Annotated in this window: 15 protein-coding genes; 6 read left to right on the top strand and 9 right to left on the bottom strand. The window is 56.7% G+C overall.

Translation table 11 applies throughout. From position 1 onward, the window contains the following. The first annotated feature begins 1 nt into the window (after position 1). Positions 2–931, top strand: a complete 930-nt coding sequence (locus ACF8AM_RS16235) for a prenyltransferase/squalene oxidase repeat-containing protein (RefSeq protein WP_392556640.1) — start codon at positions 2–4, stop codon at positions 929–931. Positions 932–1,269: 338 nt separating this feature from the next. After that, positions 1,270–1,902, top strand: coding sequence for a transposase (locus tag ACF8AM_RS16230; RefSeq protein WP_392556639.1), 633 nt, complete (start codon positions 1,270–1,272; stop codon positions 1,900–1,902). A gap of 42 nt (positions 1,903–1,944) precedes the next feature. Here ACF8AM_RS16230 and ACF8AM_RS16225 read toward each other — a convergent pair whose 3' ends face one another. The 7 genes from ACF8AM_RS16225 to sucC form a co-directional block, all read right to left on the bottom strand. Beyond that, entirely contained in the window at positions 1,945–2,538 is a 594-nt protein-coding gene (locus ACF8AM_RS16225) for a hypothetical protein (RefSeq protein WP_392556638.1), read from the bottom strand. Positions 2,539–3,306: 768 nt separating this feature from the next. Continuing rightward, a complete protein-coding gene (tsf, locus tag ACF8AM_RS16220; protein WP_392556637.1) occupies positions 3,307–4,287 on the bottom strand; it encodes a translation elongation factor Ts in 981 nt (326 codons plus the stop codon). 50 nt (positions 4,288–4,337) lie between these two features. After that, positions 4,338–5,120 carry a 30S ribosomal protein S2 gene (rpsB, locus tag ACF8AM_RS16215; protein WP_392556636.1) on the bottom strand — a complete coding sequence of 261 codons (783 nt, stop codon included), beginning with the start codon at positions 5,118–5,120 and terminating at the stop codon, positions 4,338–4,340. An 870-nt stretch (positions 5,121–5,990) separates the two neighbouring features. Next, complete coding sequence (gene groL, locus ACF8AM_RS16210; protein WP_392556635.1) at positions 5,991–7,610, bottom strand: chaperonin GroEL; 1,620 nt, start codon at positions 7,608–7,610, stop codon at positions 5,991–5,993. Between the two features lie 71 nt (positions 7,611–7,681). Next, positions 7,682–7,999, bottom strand: coding sequence for a co-chaperone GroES (gene groES / locus ACF8AM_RS16205; RefSeq protein WP_008671259.1), 318 nt, complete (start codon positions 7,997–7,999; stop codon positions 7,682–7,684). A gap of 836 nt (positions 8,000–8,835) precedes the next feature. Continuing rightward, positions 8,836–9,708 carry a succinate--CoA ligase subunit alpha gene (gene sucD, locus ACF8AM_RS16200; protein WP_392556634.1) on the bottom strand — a complete coding sequence of 291 codons (873 nt, stop codon included), beginning with the start codon at positions 9,706–9,708 and terminating at the stop codon, positions 8,836–8,838. Between the two features lie 119 nt (positions 9,709–9,827). Then, a complete protein-coding gene (gene sucC / locus ACF8AM_RS16195) occupies positions 9,828–11,012 on the bottom strand; it encodes an ADP-forming succinate--CoA ligase subunit beta (protein WP_392556633.1) in 1,185 nt (394 codons plus the stop codon). Between the two features lie 144 nt (positions 11,013–11,156). Between sucC and ACF8AM_RS16190 the strand changes: the two genes are divergently transcribed. Further along, positions 11,157–12,848: a UxaA family hydrolase gene (locus ACF8AM_RS16190; protein ID WP_392556632.1), complete on the top strand. Its 1,692-nt coding sequence runs from the start codon at positions 11,157–11,159 to the stop codon at positions 12,846–12,848. Positions 12,849–12,880: 32 nt separating this feature from the next. Next, positions 12,881–13,990 carry a glycosyltransferase gene (locus tag ACF8AM_RS16185; protein WP_392556631.1) on the top strand — a complete coding sequence of 370 codons (1,110 nt, stop codon included), beginning with the start codon at positions 12,881–12,883 and terminating at the stop codon, positions 13,988–13,990. A gap of 259 nt (positions 13,991–14,249) precedes the next feature. Here the strand turns inward: ACF8AM_RS16185 and ACF8AM_RS16180 are convergent, their stop codons facing one another. Continuing rightward, on the bottom strand, positions 14,250–15,728 hold the full coding sequence (locus tag ACF8AM_RS16180) for a sulfatase (protein WP_392556630.1): 1,479 nt from the start codon (positions 15,726–15,728) through the stop codon (positions 14,250–14,252). A 529-nt stretch (positions 15,729–16,257) separates the two neighbouring features. Continuing rightward, entirely contained in the window at positions 16,258–17,013 is a 756-nt protein-coding gene (locus tag ACF8AM_RS16175) for a hypothetical protein (protein WP_392556629.1), read from the bottom strand. 351 nt (positions 17,014–17,364) lie between these two features. On the opposite strand from ACF8AM_RS16175, the gene ACF8AM_RS16170 reads away from it, so the two are divergent. Together ACF8AM_RS16170 and ACF8AM_RS16165 are read left to right on the top strand one after the other, a co-directional pair. Continuing rightward, positions 17,365–19,026: a sulfatase gene (locus ACF8AM_RS16170; RefSeq protein ID WP_392556628.1), complete on the top strand. Its 1,662-nt coding sequence runs from the start codon at positions 17,365–17,367 to the stop codon at positions 19,024–19,026. Between the two features lie 52 nt (positions 19,027–19,078). Further along, positions 19,079–19,854: hypothetical protein (locus ACF8AM_RS16165; protein ID WP_392556627.1), on the top strand; the 776-nt coding region annotated here is incomplete at its 3' end.

Raw genomic sequence — 19,854 nt, 5'->3', positions numbered from 1 at the left:
TTTGAGTGGCTACCTCCAAGAACTGACGTTGCGATTGTCCGTCGGTGCAAGTCGCTTGAGCCCTGAATTTCAAACTCGCCACACCGAATGGCTGAGATCGCAACAACGCGAGGATGGTGGTTTCGCCGGCCGAGAGGGTGAAAGTGATCCGTACTACACTTCTTTTGCCTTGCGAACGCTGTGGGTCCTCGGCGAACTCGACGCCGCAACCGCCGAAGCCGCCGGCGTGTTCCTGCGAAGGCGAATGAGGCAACGCGACTCCATCGTCGATCTGATGTCGCTGATCTTCGGGGCTGCCATCCTGGAAATGGCCGCAGGGGTGGTGGTGATCTCCGACGAAGACCACCAGTGGCGAGACAACGTCGCGGCACTGCTCGCTGACCTTCGCACCGACGATGGCGGATTCGCGAAAACACCGGAGGGCCGCGCGGGCAGCACCTATCAATCGTTTCTCTCGGTGCTGTGTTATGAGTTGATGGAAGTCCCCGTTCCCAACGTCGATCGCCTGCTGCAATTCCTTCAAAGCCAACAGCAACCCGATGGCGGCTACCGAGAAATTCGCGTCGCCAAGCGAGCCGGAGTGAACCCGACCGCCGCGGCGATTGGAACGCTGAAAACACTGGGAAAACTGGATCCCGCAAAGGAAGCTGACACCATTGAGTTCCTGCTCGAGATGCAGGGCGAAGAAGGCGGCTTGGCAGCCAACACGCGGATTCCATTCGCCGATTTGCTGAGTTCCTGCACTGGTCTGATCACTCTGGTCGATCTTGGCGCGGGAAAGCGAGTGAACGCCGGACGGTTGCAAACTTACGCTGAATCAATGCAGCGCGAAGGCGGCTTCGTCGGGTTTGCCTTGGACCAAACCCCTGATGTCGAATACACGTTCTACGGCATCGCAACCATGTCCTTGTTGCAGACGTTGGATTTGTAAAGAAGGCATGCGGCCGCCGGTGACTTCATCCGTCGCGCGCGATTTGCAGACCAGAACAATTGCGTTGACCGCCATTCAACGCAAGTTCTCTCGCGAGTCAGCTACCAGATGTTTATGGGGAAGAGTCTTATACCTGCTCATTGCGGTCTTATAGCTGGGTGATGACAAAGAACACCAAAGCCAAACTGGCGTTGAGAAAGGCCTACGGTTTCAAATCGTATAAAACGATCGAAATCGCCCTGTATCACCAGCTAGGAAAGCTCCCTGAGCCAAATCAAACCCACCGATTCTGCTGACGAGGCAAATAATTGGAGGTTGTCGACGGGATCCACCATGCGTTGAATCGTGGGAATGCCAAGCAAAAGATTTTCCACAAGCCCGAAGACTACGCGGCCTTCGAGCGTTTGTTGGGCCAAGGACTGGAACGCTACGAAGTGCAAATCTACTCCTGCGTTTTGATGCCAAGCCACTGGCATCTCGTACTTCGCCCCGACCGCGACGTGCAAATGGGAAAGATGCTGCGTTGGGTCACCGCCACGCACACCCAACGCTATCACGCTCACTACCGCACCGCAGGCGAAGGAAATCTGTACCAGTCGCGTTTCAAGAGTTTTTTCATCAAAGATGCCGAGCACTTCCTGACAGTGTGCCGACATGTGGAACGCAATCCGGTGCAAGCAAACTTGGTCCAACGAGCTGAGTTGTCGCAACACGGTTCATTCCACCGGTGGGCCAAACGTACCGACCGAAATCCAAAAGTCTTGTCGACCTGGCCAATCCGTCGCACGGCGAACTGGAGCAAGCGGGCCAATCAAGCACTCAGCGAAAAGGAGATCGGGATGATTCGAACAAGCGTCCAGCGAGGTCGCCCCTTCGGCGACATCGAATGGGTCGAAAAACTTGCTAACAAACATGACCTGTGGTCAACACTCCGATCACGAGGAAGGCCCCGATCAAAGAAACGCCCCTAATCGACCCCCGTCCCCTTTTCTTGGTCCGGTTTAGTCGAACACTTACGCCGGAGAACCCAATAGCTCGTCCAATAACTGAAGTGTTGAAACAACACTTTTATCTGAAGAATTAAGTCCCGACAAGCGATCACGTTGTCGCTTCAGTTGCTCAGTCGATGCTTCGATTCCCTCGACTTCGTGTAGTGCAATTGCTTTATGAAGCGGGTTGCGGACCCCTGGCAGTAGGTCACGGACATTCTGAAACCGATCAAGATAGGGAACCGCAACCGAAGCAAGTAACGGCTCAACAGTTTTCTCGAAGCGACTACGGAAGTTGTCCTCGGATTTGCAATTAAATTGCTTCTGATCTGGCCCGATTCCTCGCTCAGATAAAAAGCAGAACACGTCTGTTGGAACGCCCAGCGAATCAGGGAACCTTTCGACGAACTGCGGGTCAAGCCTCGACCAGAATGGAAAGACTTTAACGTCATACCAAGCGCCACGTGTCCCCAAATCGGGCATCACCAAGTGATAGATATCTCCGTCAACCTTTCGATGGAACACTGATGTCTTTGAACCAGAGCATGAAAAGCCCAACGGCTCCAACGCTCGTCCAAAAAGTTCCTTCGCGATATTATCAAAGCTGTCTGGTTTCATAGCTGTCTTTGCCTAAATATCTCTACCACATTCGCACCGAAACGCTGCAAGAACTGGTTCTGCCGCGCTGCCGAAAGCAAAAAAGGGGACGGGGGTCTTTTCGGGAACAAACCGAGATCCAAAACTATTGTCGACCTGTCCAATCCGTCGCACGGCGAACTGGAGCAAGCGGGCCAATCAAGCACTCAGCGAAAAGGAGATCGGGATGATTCGAACAAGCGTCCAGCGAGACCGCCCCTTCGGCGACATCGAATGGGTCGAAAAACTCGCTGACAAACACGACCTGTGGTCAACACTCCGATCACGAGGACGGCCCCAATCAAAAAACCGCCCCTAATTGACCCCCGTCCCCTTTTCTTGGTCGGTTCGTCCTCGCCGGCTCCGCCTGAAGACTCTTCATCATCTGGTATCTCTTCTTCGATGGGCGTGTTCGCAACGCTCGATCGAATACGAAAGATCCCACTTCGTTGCATCGGGTGGATACAAAGAGAAGGAACAACTGCCAAGCAATTCGACACTGGTTCATGTTGCAAGCCGCCAAACGGAACAGAAAAATGGTTCAGCCGAAGATTACGGATCAACGCAATTCTTCACTAGCGATTGGATGACTCGGTGAATGCGATTTGACCCAACCTTCATTCGCTCTATGCCGAATCTAAATCTTGGGTCATCACGTCGAACTGGAGCTGCACGTTGACAAATTAAAAAACGAATTGCTCGTGAGTGTCACGAGCAAGGCGTTTTGAAGTTTTGATTGATCTGAAAGGATCAGTTGACGGCGACGCGTTTGAAGGCGACCACTTCCGCTTCGGGGTGGAATTCTTTGATCGCGGCTTCCACGGTCTTGGTGTCATCCAAAGCGTAGAACTGGCTCAACAAGCAACGCTCTTGATCGAGCAGAGTGTTGTCAGCGATGAATCGCTCGAGCTTCCCAGGAACGATCTTGTCCCAGATCTTCTCGGGTTTGCCTTCGGCCTTCAGTTCTTCTTTGATGGCGTCTTCGGTCGCAGCCAAGACTTCTGGCGTCAGTTGGCGACGGCTCGCGTACTGAGGCACGTTCTTCATCGGCTTGCCGAGGTTTTCCTTTTCGTTCAATTCATTCTCAGCTTTGATCTGAGCCTGAAGTGCTTCGGTTTCCTTGGTCACGAACTCTTCATCGAATTCGCTGGGGTGAAGGATCGAAGGTTTCATGGCAGCGATGTGCATCGAAACACCACGGAAGAACATCGGTGCATCTTCTTTGCCACCATCTTTGTACGACACCAGGACACCAATCTTGGCACCAGCGTGAATGTACGAAGCCAGGTTTTCACCTTCGATGACTTCCAAGTGGGTGACTTCGATCTTCTCACCGACTTTGCCGGTTTCGTTGACCAAGCGTTCCTTGACCGTCGTTCCGTCGAGCTCCAGTGCATTGACGTCGTCGATGGACTTGCAGTTGGCATCGAAAGCCATCTTGGCGATGGTGTTCGTCAGTTCGATGAAGGCTTCGTTTTTGGCAACGAAGTCCGTTTCACAACCGAGCGAAAGCAGCAGGCCTCGATTGCCTTCGATCACGGAAGCCACGACACCTTCCGATGCTTCGCGGTCCGCACGTTTTGCGGCGACCTTCTGGCCTTTTTTGCGAAGGTAATCCATCGCGCCGTCCAAGTCGCCACCGGATTCTTCCAATGCCTTCTTGCAATCCATCATCCCGGCGCCGGTGGACTTGCGAAGTTCGCTCACCGCCTTGGCGGAAATCGTCGTCATGTTTCTGTTTCCTAATCGTTGATTGAATTCAGTGAATGTGGGGGTCGAAATCAGCCTTCGCTGGGAGCGGCAGCAGCTTCTGCAGCAGGTTGCTCGGCTGGCGCGGCGGCTTCCGGTGCAGCTTGTGCGTTCGGTGCCGCTTCGGTTTGGGTTTGCCCCTTGCCAGCGATCACAGCGTCCGCCAATTCACGCATGATCATTTCAACGCTGCGGATCCCGTCGTCGTTGCCAGGAATCGGCAAATCGATTTGGGTTGGGTCGCTGTCGGTATCGATCAGAGCAACGGTGGTGATGCCCAAACGTTTGGCTTCGCGAACTGCGTTGCGCTCTTTGCCAGGGTCAACGATGAACATGACTTCCGGCAAACGGTTCATCGTTCGCAGACCGTTCAGGTTGCGATACATCTTGCGATATTCGCGGTTCAACGACGATTGCATTTTCTTGCTGTAATCGTTGATGCCGTCGCCAGCACGCAGGGCTTCCAACTCTTCCAAACGGCCCAGTCGGCTGCGAATGGTGCGGAAGTTGGTCAGCGTGCCACCGAGCCAACGCTCGCTGACGAAAGGCATGCCGCAACGCAGCGATTGCTCTTCGACGGCTTCACCAGCTTGACGCTTGGTAACGACGAACAGGATCAAGCTGCCGCCAGCGGCGACTTGCGACAGGTACTTCTTCGCTCGAAGCAAACCGCGAAGCGTTTCGCGAATGTCGAGGATGTGGATTTGGTTTTTCTTACCGAAGATGTAAGGAGCCATCTTCGGATTCCAGAGACTGGTACGGTGACCAAAGTGGACACCAGCTTCAATCATCTCTTTGACAATTTCATTCGCCATCAGAATATTTGCCGCGCATCTTCGCGGCATCTCCGGGATTTGGTCCATTGCGGGTTCGGAGAACTGGGTTTCCATCAACAGGAAAACGGCAGCCCCAGAGCGGTGAAAACGACGCTAAAACGCGTGATTTCGGTGCCCTTCGCCCCAAAATGCAGTGAACTGGGTAAAGGATACGCCCTGCCAAAACGCAGGCGGGGCGGGAAAGGAAGGCAAAAAGTACGGCTCAGAGCGAAAATTTGCAACCCCGACGGACTTCTTCCGATCGTGTCTTCCCCAGGAATTCACGGGTCTTCGCGAATTTCAGGGGGCGGAATCGGCCCAGAGCCACGCTCGCCGCACATTCAACTTTTCGTTCAGGAGAGTGCCGATCGGAAAATCGAACCAGCAACGGTGATTCCCAAACGCTCTCAACTGACCACTCATCGGCACGAACCGACTGGAAATCGATTCGGAAATCAACAAATTTGGCTGAAGCTAGACATCGGCCGCCACGCGTACGAACGACCCCTACATCGACTGCCCCGCACTCCTCCACCGAACACTCTTTCTTGTGAGCTTCATCCAGCGTTCATGCCTCCGTCCGCTTCCCTCCGCTAGGATGCCCACCTCGCGATTGCACACGCTTCATCGTCGCGCATGCGTCAGCAAGACGGACCTGTCCTTGCGAATCGCTGCCTCGGCCAACGGCACCCCCCTCAACAATCATGAATCAGAAAGTCGACACCTCACTGGCGGAGCGTCTCAAAAACGCAAAGACAGCGGCAGACAAAGTCAGCTTGCTGTTCCAATAAAAAACCCTTCGCCGAAGAACAGCGAAGGGTTGGATGTTTGGAACACAGAGGGCAGAACCGAACGTTCGGCCCAACTGGATCAATACATGTCGTGGTCGCCACCGTGGCCGGCTTTGCCAGCTTTTTCTGGCTTCTCTGCAACCAACGCGTCGCTGGTCAACAACAAGGTTGCGACGCTGGCAGCGTTGCCCAATGCGGTGCGAGTCACCTTGGTTGGGTCGATGACACCGGCCTTGACCAAGTCTTCGTAAACGTCGGTCAATGCGTTGTAGCCTTCGTTGCCCTTCATCGCCAAAACTTTTTCGCAGACGATGCCGCCGTCTTGGCCAGCGTTTTCGCTGATCATGGTCAACGGAGCACGGCAAGCACGCAGAACGATGTTGTAACCGACCAGTTGGTCGTCGCTGAGCGAGTCAGCCGCTTTGACTTTGCCGCTGGCACGCAGCAAAGCAACGCCACCACCGGGCAGAATGCCTTCTTCGACGGCAGCACGGGTTGCGTGCAGGGCGTCTTCGACACGAGCCTTCTTTTCTTTCATTTCGCTTTCGGTGGCCGCACCGACGTTCACCTTGGCAACACCGCCGGCCAACTTGGCCAAACGCTCTTCCAGCTTTTCGCGATCGTAATCGCTGGTGCTGAGTTCGATTTCGCGACGAATTTGGTCGATGCGAGCCTTGATGTCCGTGCTCTTGCCGCCACCTTCGATGATGGTCGTGTTGTCTTTGTCGACGATGACCTTCTTGGCGCGACCGAGTTGTGGCAGGTCAACGCTTTCCAGCTTAACGCCGTGAGCTTCGAAGATCGCTTGACCACCGGTCAAGATCGCGATGTCTTCCATCATGGCTTTGCGACGATCGCCGTAACCAGGTGCCTTCACAGCACACACGGTGAACGTGCCACGCAAACGGTTGATGACGAGCGTTGCGAGTGCTTCACCATCGACGTCTTCGGCGATGATCAACAAAGGCTTGCCTTGCTGAACGACTTTTTCGAGCAACGGCACCATGTCTTTGATGTTGCTGATCTTCTTTTCGAAGACCAAGACATAAGCGTCTTCGAGAACGACTTCCATGCTGGTCGAGTCGGTCACGAAGTAAGGCGACAAGTAGCCACGGTCGAACTGCATACCTTCGACCCATTCTTGTTCGGTCTGCAGGCTCTTGCCTTCGTCGACGGTGATGACGCCGTCTTTGCCGACCTTGCTCATCGCGTCGGCGAGCAACGTTCCGATTTCACGGTCATTGTTGCTGGCGATGGTCGCGACGTTGGCCATGGCTTCTTGGTCTTTGACTTTGACCGCCATGCTGTGAAGTTGCTCGGTGATGTCCGAGACAGCGGTTTCGATGCCGCTCTTCATTTGAATTGGGTTGACGCCTGCGACGACGGCTTTGAGGCCTTCATTGAAGATCGCTTCGGCCATCACGGTTGCGGTGGTCGTTCCGTCACCGGCAACGTCGCTGGTCTTGCTAGCGACTTCGCGAACCATCGACGCACCCATGTTTTCATAGGGGTCTTCCAGGTCGATTTCCTTGGCAACGGTCACGCCGTCTTTGGTCACGGTGGGGCTGCCGAAGCTCTTTTGCAAAATCACGTTGCGACCTTTGGGGCCCAAGGTGACTTTTACGGTGCGAGCGAGTTTGGTCACGCCACGGCGAATGGCTTCGCGTGCTTCTTGGTCAAACGCAATGATTTTTGGCATGGTTGTCTATTTGATTGAAAGGTGTGCAGAGATAGGTTTCAGAACGACGCGATGGAATCCATCGCCGAGAATCACTCGATCACGGCCAAGACGTCGTCTTCTCGCATGAGCAGGTATTCGGTGTCGTCGACTTCGACGGTCTCGCCGGCGTAGCTGCTGAACAACACGCGGTCGCCAGTGGCCAGTTGGAAGTCAGCTCGGCTGCCGTCGTCCAGCAATTTGCCGGTGCCCAAGGCCACAACGGTCCCGCGAGCAGGTTTTTCCTTGGCCGAATCGGGCAACACGATGCCGCCAGCGGTCGTGGTTTCGCTTTCCTCACGCTGAACAACGATGCGTTCGCCGAGGGGTTGCAAACGAATTTTGGTTGCACTCTTGGTGGCTGCTGCCATGTCCGTGACACCTTTCGTGGTCTTGAGTCGAGATGTGGGGGAAATGTGTGGTGGGGCTAACCTGTTTTGGCTGACTGATCGGTGCGATTTCAAACACGCCCGACTTCACGGCCAACCAAAATGGCAGCTTTGCTTGTTGAAGCCGCCGAATGAGCAATCGCCGTGCCGCACATTCCAAAACGCGACGCAAGACGTTTCAAAACAGAGACTTACGCCAAAACGAACGCCCGAGTCCTCATCCCAGAAGCTCCTCCGTGACAGCCCGCCACGGTGGCACACGCGATGGAACTGCCAATTGCAGGACGCTCCCCAACGCGTCCGCGAGGAGGGAATGGCCACGGATGTGGAACTGCGGGGCGGCCTTGCGAACGCGGCGGGCTGTGACGGACGCGTTGTTGCTTGTAGGCCAGGTCCCACCTGGCGTTGGTTCTTTGCCGGAAACACCGCCCTCGTCATGAACGGTAGCCTGGACGTCTCGCTTGTTTGCCAAGCATCGGCTTAACGCCAGGTGAGACCTGGCCTACAGCTTGCGAACCCCGCCCGCGCAGCGGGACGGGTCGGAATGCGAGCGTTCAGCGAGAATTCCGGGAAGAGCAGTGCATGCCACCTCCCAGGACCGGTCCTCACCCTCGCGTACGACTGAACCGCATGTTGACCTCCCCAAAACTTCGTTTCGGGAAAGGCCCGCGTTGCCAGACCCCGCAAACAAACCACCTGACCTCAGCGAAGAGAGAGGCGATTGCTACATGCCTAGATTCACGGCGGGGGACCGCCGTGCTACAGGTTGATGCGTCCCAGGTTGCTGTGCGGCAGAGTAAATCTGCCAGCAACCGAAATTACTTTGACATTGCCTTGACGACGGCTTCGCCCATTTCGGCTGGCGAAGGAGCGACCACGATGCCAGCGTCTTCCAACGCGGCAACCTTTTCTTCTGCCGTGCCTTTGCCGCCACTGATGATCGCACCGGCGTGGCCCATGCGTTTTCCGGGAGGTGCCGTGCGACCAGCAATGAAGGCGGCGACCGGTTTGGTCACGTGCTCTTTGACGAACGCGGCGGCTTCTTCTTCGGCCGTGCCACCGATTTCACCGATCATCAAAATCGCTTCGGTTTGGTCGTCTTCCTGGTACATCTTGAACAAATCGATGTAGTTCGTTCCGACGATCGGGTCGCCACCCAGACCAACGCAGGTGCTTTGACCGAGCTTCAGCGAACTGGTTTGCCAAACCGCTTCGTAGGTCAGCGTTCCGCTGCGGCTCATCACGCCGACTTTGCCGGGGTTGTGGATGTAGCCGGGCATGATGCCGATCTTGCACTCGCCGGGAGTGATCAAACCGGGGCAGTTAGGGCCGATCAGCGTCGATCCGCTGGCTTTGACCTTTTCGTAAACTCGCACCATGTCGATGACAGGCACGCCTTCGGTGATGGCGGCGATGACGCGGATGCCAGCGTCAACGGCTTCCAAGATGGCGTCGGCGGTGAACGGAGGCGGGACGAAAATCATCGTCGCGTCGGCACCGGTTTTCTGAACCGCTTCTTCAACGGTGTCAAAAACAGGAATGCCTTCAACGTCTTGGCCACCCTTGCCGGGCGTGACACCGCCGACCATTTGGGTGCCGTAATCGCGGCACCCAAGCGAGTGAAATTTTCCGGCGTTGCCAGTGATCCCCTGGCAGATGACCTTGGTGTTTTTGTCGACCAGAATACTCATGGAAGATTGCTCTTAGCGATTAGCCGCCGGCGATTGGCCAGCAGCAGGAGGTGTGATTGGAGGGTTGATTCAAGAAGCTAGAAGCCGACAGCTCATAGCCAACAGCAGCGACGACGCCACTACGCAGTTGCCGCGACGATCTTCTTCGCCGCGTCGGTCAAATCCATCGCATTGATGATGTCGACATCGCTTTCGGCCAGCATTTTGCGGCCTTCCTCGACTTCGGTTCCTTCCAATCGCACCACCAAAGGCACGTTGAACCCGACTTCTTTGCTGGCCGTGATCAAGGCGTCCGCAATCGTTGTGCAACGAGCGATCCCGCCGAAGATATTGACCAACACACCCTTGCAGTTGGGGTCCGACAACAGGATCCGGAACGCTTCGGTGACTTGAGCCGCGTTGGCTCCCCCACCGACGTCCAAGAAGTTGGCCGGTTCGCCACCGTGATACTTGATGATGTCCATCGTCGACATCGCCAGCCCGGCTCCGTTGACCAAGCACGCGATGTTGCCATCGAGTTTGACGTAGCTGAGCCCAGCCTTCTTGGCTCGCAACTCGGACTCTTCTTCTTCGCTGAGGTCACGAAGCTCTTCCAAGTCTTTGTGACGGAACATCGCGTTCTCGTCGAAGATGATCTTGGCGTCCAACGCCACCATTTCACCGTCGCCGGTGATCACGAGCGGGTTGATCTCCGCCATTTCGCAATCGAAATCGACGAAGAATCGGCACATCGCCGTCATGAATTTGTAAGCACTCTTGGCCGCAGCCCCTTCGATGCCGAGCTTCTTGCAAAGCTTGCGGACCTGGTAACCATCCAGCCCAACGGCGGGATCAAAGTGCTCCTTGAAAATCAACTCGGGAGTTTCTTCCGCGACGGTTTCGATCTCGACACCGCCTTCGGTGCTGACCATCAAAACGGGCTTGCTGCTGCCGCGGTCGACGACGATCCCCAAGTACAATTCGCGAGCGATGTCGCATCCGGCTTCGACGAAGACCTTGGAAACCGTTTGCCCTTCGGCCCCGGTTTGAATCGTGACCAATTTCTTGCCCAACAATCCCTCGGCTGCCGCTTTGGCTTCTTCGGCCGATTTGACCAGGACGACGCCCTTTTGGTCTGGGTTGTCGATGACATTGCCTTTGCCACGCCCGCCAGCGTGAATCTGAGCTTTGACGACCGCGATTTTGCCACCTAGTTTGTCGTATGCGGCAGCCGCTTCGTCAGGCGTTGTCACCATGTGCCCATCCAAAACCGGCACGCCGGCGGTTCGGAAAAGCTGTTTGCCTTGATACTCGTGAATTTTCATCGGGGGTTCAGCCCAGTTGGCAAGCGAAAGGAATGCGAAGGTACGTCTCCTCGCCATGATGGCGAGCGAGTCCGGGGTCTGTCAGACTGCCCAGAAGTGAAAATGGTAGCAGCTCGGAAAATTCCAACCACCACCGCTCAATAGATGACTGGCACCGACCACCCATCCGCCTCGACACCGAATCCTAATGCCAACGGGGAGCGTTCCGGGGTCGCCGATCCATCCGAAAAGAGTCCGGGCGGCGCCGCGCCCAATGGAACCGACCACGGCGTCGTTCAACTGCACGATGGCGACAACGTTTGGATGGCCGCGCGGGCCTTGGTGGCCGGCGAAACGATCGGCAACCTCCGCATCGCAGGGTCCGCCGTTCCCGCCGGACACAAAGTCGCCGCCCAAGCGATTCCCGCCGGCGAATTGGTGATCAAATTTGGCCAACCGATCGGCAAAGCGTCCTGCGACATCGGCGTCGGTGAACACGTGCACTCGCACAATTTGGTCGACGCTCATCAAGTCGACTCGGATTGGCGGTCGCTGGTCGGAACCGCTTTCTCAAAATCCGCTCCTGCGAAAAAGCCAACCGTTCCAGCCGAGAAAACCTTTGAGGGGTTCGTGCGACCGGACGGCCAAGTCGGCACGCGAAACTACGTTCAGATTCTGGCTCGCGTGAATTGCAGTGCGACGGTTTGCCACCATGTCGCGGCTCGTTTTCCTCCTGAACGCTTGGCGGAATTCCCCAACGTGGATGGAATCGCGATCGGAACGCATACAACCGGCTGCGCGCTTCGCTACGCCGGCCAAAAACAACAAATGCTCGGCCGAGTCCTCAAGGGCTACGCTGGTCACGCGAATGTTGGATCCTGCCTGACGATCGGATTGGGTTGCGAACAAACGACGCCCGAGTACCTGAGCGAACATCACCAGCTCGTCGCGATCTCCGACCCTCGTTCGCTGCCGGTCACCTCGCCCGAATCGGAATCGGTCTCGACGACGATGCTGACCATGCAAGCCGAAGGCGGCACGCGAGCGACGATCGATCGCGCGGAAAAGCATCTCGAAACGATGCTCGAGATCGCCAACCAAAATTCGCGAACCACAGTCCCGGCTCATCACCTTCGACTCGCTCTGGAGTGCGGCGGCAGCGATGGCCATTCAGGATGGACTGCGAATCCGTTGGTCGGTGCACTCGCGGATCGCATGGTCGCTCACGGGGGCGCGGCCGTGCTCAGCGAGACCACGGAACTGATCGGTGCCGAACACTTGCTCGTCGCTCGTTCGCGTGACGAATCGGTGGCCCAGCGTTTGATGGACAAAGTCGATTGGTGGAAGCAACACGTCGCGATGTACGGCGGCGAGATCGACAACAACCCATCGATCGGCAACAAAGCCGGTGGGCTGACCACGATCACCGAAAAATCACTCGGTGCAGTCAGCAAGTCCGGCACTGGGATCCTCGACGGTGTCCTGGACTACGCGGACACGGTGCCCAAGCAAGGTTTGTACGTGATGGACTCGCCGGGCTTTGATCCGTCCAGCGTCACAGGCAAGGTCGCTGGCGGTTGCAACTTGGTTCTGTTCACCACCGGCCGCGGAAGCTGCTTCGGCGGCAAACCGGTTCCCGTGATCAAGATCGCCAGCCATTCCACTTTGTTCCACGCCATGCGAGACGACATGGACTGGAACGCAGGCCAGTTGCTCGAGGGCGTCGCGATGGACGAACTCGCGGATCAACTGTTCGAAGAGTTGCTACGATTCGCCAGCGGAACACAAACGGCCAGCGAACGCCTCGGGTTGGGCGATCACGAATTTGTACCGTGGACGGTCGGGCCGGTGCTGTGAATTGTGAGTGGCTCTGATTTGCGATTGGCACCATGAACATTGACCTGATCATCACCGAGATTAACTTTGGCGGGGCCGAACGAGCGCTCACGCAGCTCGCCATCGGCCTTCGCGATCGAGGCGATGACGTGCGGCTGTTCAGCTTCGGCAAACTCCCCACCGCGGACTCTCTGCCCAAAGGTAACGACCGACTCGTCCAACAGTTGCATGACGAAGGCATCGAGGTCACCAGCGGCGGAGTCCAAACGTCTCGCGGTTTTCTGCCCGCAACGATTCAGTTGCGACGTTGGCTGGCACGCCGACCGGGTTCATTGGTGCAAACGTTTCTCTGGCACGCCAACGTGCTCGGCATGCTCAACGTCTCGTCTCGACAACCACGAGTCGCCGGCATCCGTGTCGCCGAACCCAATTCATTGCGACTGGCGGTGGAACGGCGAACACTTCGTAACGTGGACCACGTGGTCTGCGTCAGCCGAGCGGTCGAGACCTTCGCCCAGCAACAACTGAACCTCTCACCAGATCGCACGTCGGTGATTCCCAACGCGGTCGACGTCGATGCGTTTGCATCCGCCGATCCAATCGACTGGACCGAACTGGGTTGGCCCGTCGACAGCCCCGTGGTTCTGTTCGTCGGCCGATTGCACACGCAAAAGGGCTTGGAGCATCTGCAGCGCACCGTTGAGCGGTTCGCTCCCGAAAACAGCCATCGCAAGTTGGTGCTGATCGGCAACGGCCCACTACAAAACGAACTGTCCAACTGGGCGAAGCAAGTCTCCGGTGACCGCGTTCGCGTGCTGACATGGCAGAGCAACATCGCCAACTGGATCGCTGCCAGCCGCGTGGTGGTTTTGCCGAGCCGTTACGAAGGCATGCCCAACGTGATTTTGGAAGCCATGGCAGCAGGCAAACCCGTCGTCAGCAGCCGCGTCGAAGGCAGCCAAGAATTGATCGGTCACGATCCCAACCAAGGTTTCGAGCTGAACGATGACACGGCGCTCGTCCATTCGCTGGAACGATTCTTGGCCGACGAAGATCTGGCAACGCAAACCGGACAAGCCAACCAGTCTCGCGTCCGTTCCCAATTCACCATCGACGCAATGGTCGACGCCTACCGCGAACTCTACGCCAAAATAGTGGCATAGGCTTTTAGCCAGTGGAGTGAGAACCACAGGCTGGAAGCCTTTTTGTACCCCACATCTTTTGGGAGCCACTCGCGTTGGAAACACAGGCGTTTTGAAGCCCAACATCTCTTGTCCAAGAACCATTAGTGTTCGATCAGCTGAGATTAGTGTTCCCTTGTCCGCTCTGGCAGAACACTAATCCACTCTGATCGGACACTAATCTTTGGTGTTTCGAGATGTGGGGTTTAAAAAGGCTGGAATTCTATGCCACTTTGTGTGCTCAGAACGATTGACGGTTGGCCAAGCGTTCTTTCAAACGTTGCTGCAACTGGTGAACCAGCTCAGGGTTTTCCTCGGCGATGTTCTTGGTTTCGCCAGGGTCCGTTTCGTGGTTGTACAGCTCATGAAAACCCTTTGGATGCGAGATCAAACGATGCGTGGATGTGCGAATCGTCGTGGCCTTCGCATACGAAACCGCTTCGCCTTCCGATGATGCTGGGGCTTTCAACACAGGCACCAACGACTCGCCATCGACCTTTGGCGGCGACGGAAGATTTGTCAGCTCACACAACGTTGGAAACACATCGATCGTTTCCACAATCGCGTCCGTTTGGTTGGCGCTTTTCATCGAGGGATCATGAATGATCAGCGGCGAGTGCAACGATTCCTCGAACAAAGCGTGCTTGCCCCAAATCGCATGTTCGCCCAAGTGCCAACCGTGGTCTCCCCAAACGACCACGACGGTGGACTCTCGCAGCCCGAGCTCATCGAGTTGCTTCAACACCTCGCCCACGTTTGCATCCGCGTAAGAAACGCAAGCGGCGTAGTGCCGCCGGACCGCCTCTGCGAATTCGGTGTCTTGGTTCGGATCCTTGCCCCAGCGGTTGTAACGCATGAACTCGCCAGATCGATGCCAAGTCGTCTGGCCCGATGGCTTGCTGGGATGGCCGACCACCGGCAACACGGTTTGCTGATAAGGTTCCATGTGCTCGGCGGGAGCCCCAAAGGGGAGGTGCGGACGAATGAACCCGACCGCCAAAAAGAACGGCTTGTCGGCGGCGTCCTTGGCCAGCGTGGCAAGCTCATCCAGCGACGTTTCCAGAATCAAATCGTCGGGGTACTTCGCCTCACCGCCTGCGGATTGGAACACATCCATTTGGCTGGCGTCTTTGCGGATCTCACCGTCGGCCAATCCGTGCATGGATCCACGAGGATGCTGCCAGGGCCCGGTCGGCATCAAATGCCGGTCCCAAGCACCTGGCATTTCAATCTCAGCTTCTTCGTTCCAGTCCGCTCCGCCACGACCGCCGGGATGATGCGAGACCTTGCCGACGGAAACGCTGGTGTACCCGTGATCGCGGAACCAACGCGGCATCGACGGGGTGACGGAACTCGGGTCCTTCGCGATCTGTTTGGCTCGCGAAAACAAAGCGTGGTTTCCCGAAGGGCCATAGCAACCCGTCAGCATCGCAAATCGAGAGGCACCACAGGTCGGGGCCTGAACGAAATGCCGATTGAACTGAATGCCTTTGGCGGCGAGTGAATCAATGTTGGGCGACGAGATGTAGTCCGCTCCATAGCAGCCCAACTCAGGTCGCAAGTCATCGACGCAAATCAGCAACACGTTCTTGGGCTTCTCCGCGAAAACGTTGATCGTGGAAGCCAACGCGACGAGGGTCACGATCACGCTTCGCAAGATCCAGACCAACGGGGAGTCAACTTGGTGAGACGAAAACGGCAGTTGGAGCAAGGCTCGCATCGCGAGAATCCTTCGTGGGGAGGGGTGGGCGTGGGGACGCCTACCATACTTCATCTCCATCACGATTTGTCGATTTGCCGTGGGGCCAATTTGTGGCGCATCATCGACGACGGCCCCTGCCGGGGCGGCCTGGTTTTCTTTGGGATGGTGGTCTCGGGGCTTCCGCCCCGAGCTATGTACGCGGGCTCCTCTGGAGCCATCCATCCCCATTCGCCCCGGTTGGGGCGGTCATCCGTGATGACCTTCGCGTTCGGCCATCAAGCCCCCAGCCGTATCGGTCTGTTGATCTGATCCTAACCCGAAGCGTGAGCGAGGGATCGCCTGCCATTGCAACGAGCCTGTGGATCCCTCGCTCACGCGTTTTGAAGTTGCGCTTTTGCGTGAGGCATTGGTTTTTCATAACCCGACGCGTTAGCGAGGCGAAGTCAACATCGTTTTTCCCTCGCTGACGCTTCGGGTTTTGAGAAAAGCGCAACTTCAAAACTCACGCGTCGGGTTCCAAACTCGAGTCAATCAACAGGCCGGTTCACTACCGATTCAGAAAGCTATTCAACAACACCAAACCGATTTCAGCTCCCTTGGGCACCGATTTTCGCGAAGGGATCGAGGCTCGGTAGTTGCCGGGGCGAGGAGCGTCGCGATGCGAAGCACCTCGGTAGAAATCATGCGAGTTGAAATCGCGCGAACTGTGGTGGGGATAGCTGATGGGTTTCCGCTGCACGTGCGGCACGGTCCGTGGAAGCGGCAACGGCGTTTGACCAGGGAAGACAACCGGAGGAGTCGACGGGTAGGTCGGTGCCGAATAGCGGCTTCGATGATGAACGTCGCAGGTCACCGTTGGACGAGCCGAAACGTAAGGCTGGACGTAGGCCATTTGCTGCTGAAGTGCGGCGAACGAACCCAGCACATCACTCCAACAACGCGTGAGCGCTCGGGCGATGATCGGGCATCCGCTGCCGAAGACGGCTTGTTCAGTTTGTGCCTGCAGGAACTGGACGTCATTGAACTCCCGAGCCAATCGATCCGAGCGATCAGGATGTCGAGCGGCGGAACGAACGTCGCTCGTTTGGTCTTCGAAATCGTCGATCAAACGCAACACGCCACGATCAAGGCTTCGAACCCGCCGGGCCTCGTCTTCAAAGTGGCTGACGGCATCGCGATAGCGATCTGCGGCGACATACAGCGGCGAATCGTGTCCGGCTTGGGCGGTTTGCGGTTCAGCCAACGCTGCAACCATGGTGGCGAAGAAAGTGCCCGTGACGAAAGTCCGAAGTGAGCGTGTCATGTGCTTGAGTCCTAGTGATCCATTGGGAGAAGCCGTCCTTGATCCATTCCCCGACATCCTCATCGAGACAGCATTCCTTCATGCGACCAGGATGCCAAACTGCGACGCAAACTGGACTCTCTCCTCATAACACACGACCCACAAACGACTTAGAAACAAAATGCCATCTTCACGACCTGCCAACCCGGCTTCGCGAAAGACGTCACAATGATTACACTGACACCAGCCTGAGATCTCGAAGCGAGACACTTTTGACGACACCCGCTCTGTTTGCTCAGTAATTTGCACGGAATTGATTTGTGGAGCTACATTGTTAGCCACATCGAGTCCGCGTCTCCGAGAGCTACCCTCATGCGACCTGCCAATTTCGCTTCCCAACCCAATCCTCAGCATTCCAATCGTGTGAGAGCCATCACCATTGGCTCGCTCGACGTCCCTTCGTCGACACTGCTCTGGATGCTGTTTGCGATCATCACATTTGCTTGCTTGTCCATCTCACAGGCCAAAGCCGAAAACGCTCGCCCCAACGTGGTCCTGATTTTGGTCGACGATTTGGGGGTGCATGACATCGGAATCGAAGGCAGCAAGTTCCATCAAACACCTCACATCGACGCACTCGCTAAACGAGGCATGCGATTCACGGCAGGCTATGCCAACTGCCGCGTCTGCAGCCCCTCGCGAGCCAGCATTCAACTGGGTCAGTTCACCGCTCGCCACGGAATCACGGACTGGATCGGTGCCAAGACCGGCATGAACTTCAACCGTGGCGACGAACTGCTACCGGCCGAGTACGTCCACGAGATGCCCTCGAAAGACGTGACCCTGCCAGAAGCTCTTCGCGAATCGGGCTACAAAACGTTCTTTGCCGGCAAGTGGCACTTGGGCGGCGAAGGCTCGATGCCGACCGATCACGGTTTTGACATCAACATCGGTGGCCACCATCGCGGCAGCCCTCCCGGTGGCTTCTTCGCGCCTTACAAAAACCCGGTCATGGAAGACGGGCCCGACGGCGAATCGCTGACGCGCCGGTTGGGAAAAGAAACAGCTTCGTTCATCGAAGGACAAGACGACCAGCCTTACTTCGCGATGCTGTCGTTCTATGCCGTCCACGGCCCGATCCAAACCACGCAAGAACTCTGGCAGAAGTACCGAGAATCAGCACCGACGCCGCCGGCCGATGGCAATCGGTTCAAGATCGATCGCACGTTGCCCGTTCGTCAAATCCAAGACAACCCGGTGTATGCCGGGATGATGGAAACACTCGACAACGCGGTCGGCGACGTGATGGCGGCGATCGAAGCATCCGGCAAAGCCGACAACACCCTGGTCATCTTCACCGGCGACAACGGCGGTGTCTCCTCCGGTGACGCTTACTCGACCAGCAACTTGCCACACCGCGGCGGCAAAGGTCGACAATGGGAAGGCGGACTGCGTGAGCCCTACTACGTTTCGATGCCAGCGATCGTCCCTGAGAATTCCACCAGCGACGTGCCTGTGATTGGCTCCGATTTGTACCCCACGATTCTGGACATTTGCAACTTGCCTCTGCGTCCGCAGCAACATGTCGACGGCCGGTCACTGGAAACCGTGTTGACCAGCGGCAAAGACGAATCGCTGGAGCAACGTTCGCTGATTTGGCACTACCCACACTACGGCAACCAAGGTGGGGAACCATCGTCGGTGATCCGAACCGGTGACTACAAGCTGATCCATTACCACCTGGATTCACACGACGAGCTGTACCATTTGCCCACCGACATCGGCGAACAAAATGACCTTGCGTCGGAGCAACCTGAACGAGTCGCAGCCATGCGAAAAGAACTGCTGGCGTACCTCAAATCGGTCGACGCGAAATTCCCAGAACCCGACCCACGTTTCGATCCTGAAAAGGCCAAGCAACGTTGGGCTCGCACTCACGGTCCCAACAAAGAACGCTTGGAAAAACGCGAAGCGGCGATGCTGGAACCCGACTGGAAACCCAACAAGAATTGGTGGGGAAGCACGATCGACTGAACGTGCGAGCAAGGCTCGATCCAGAATCAACTTTTCCACGCTGTGACCGCGAATGACGACCTGCGACTCCGCATCCCCTTCGCGACACAGCCTGGCACATTTGCCGTGGTTGTTCTCACCCGCGGTTGATTTGGCAACATTCGGCGGCAGCGCGTTGGTCGCCCTGGCGATGTTGCCGCTCGGTGCCGCACTTGGGTTCCTTCACGACGAAACACCCGGTTGGACTTGGGTCGCAACGATCTTGCTGATCGATGTCGCTCACGTTTACGCCACCGGTTTTCGTGTCTACTTCGACGGCACCGAACTTCGCCGGCGGCCTTGGTTGTACGGGCTGACCCCGGTCCTCGCGTTTGCAATCGGCGGTGCAATCTACAGCGAGAGCGTGACGCTGTTTTGGAGCGTGTTAGCGTATCTGGCCGTCTTCCATTTCATCCGCCAACAATACGGCTGGGTCGCTCTCTATCGATCACGAGAGGGCGACGACGAAAGAGTCGGCTGGTGGATCGATGCTTCTGCGATTTACCTGGCCACGTTGTATCCGCTGATCCATTGGCACGCTCATCTGCCGAGGCACTTTTGGTGGTTTGCCGAAGGTGACTTCATTCAGGTGCCGGAGATCGCGGCGACGATCGTGATGCCGATCTACTGGATCAGCATGTTGGCCTACGCCGCTCGCAGCCTGAGCCGAGGCCTCCGTGATGGGGCTTGGAACCCGGGCAAGGACATTGTGGTTTTGACGACAGCGGTGTGCTGGTACATCGGCATCATCACCTTCAATTCGGACTACGCGTTCACGGTCACCAACGTGATCATTCACGGCGTGCCGTA

Source organism: Rhodopirellula sp. JB055 (genome assembly GCF_043100905.1).
GTDB lineage: Bacteria > Planctomycetota > Planctomycetia > Pirellulales > Pirellulaceae > Rhodopirellula.
The sequence above is the reverse complement of the archived record's forward strand: the minus strand, read 5'-3'. Positions and strand labels throughout refer to the sequence as shown.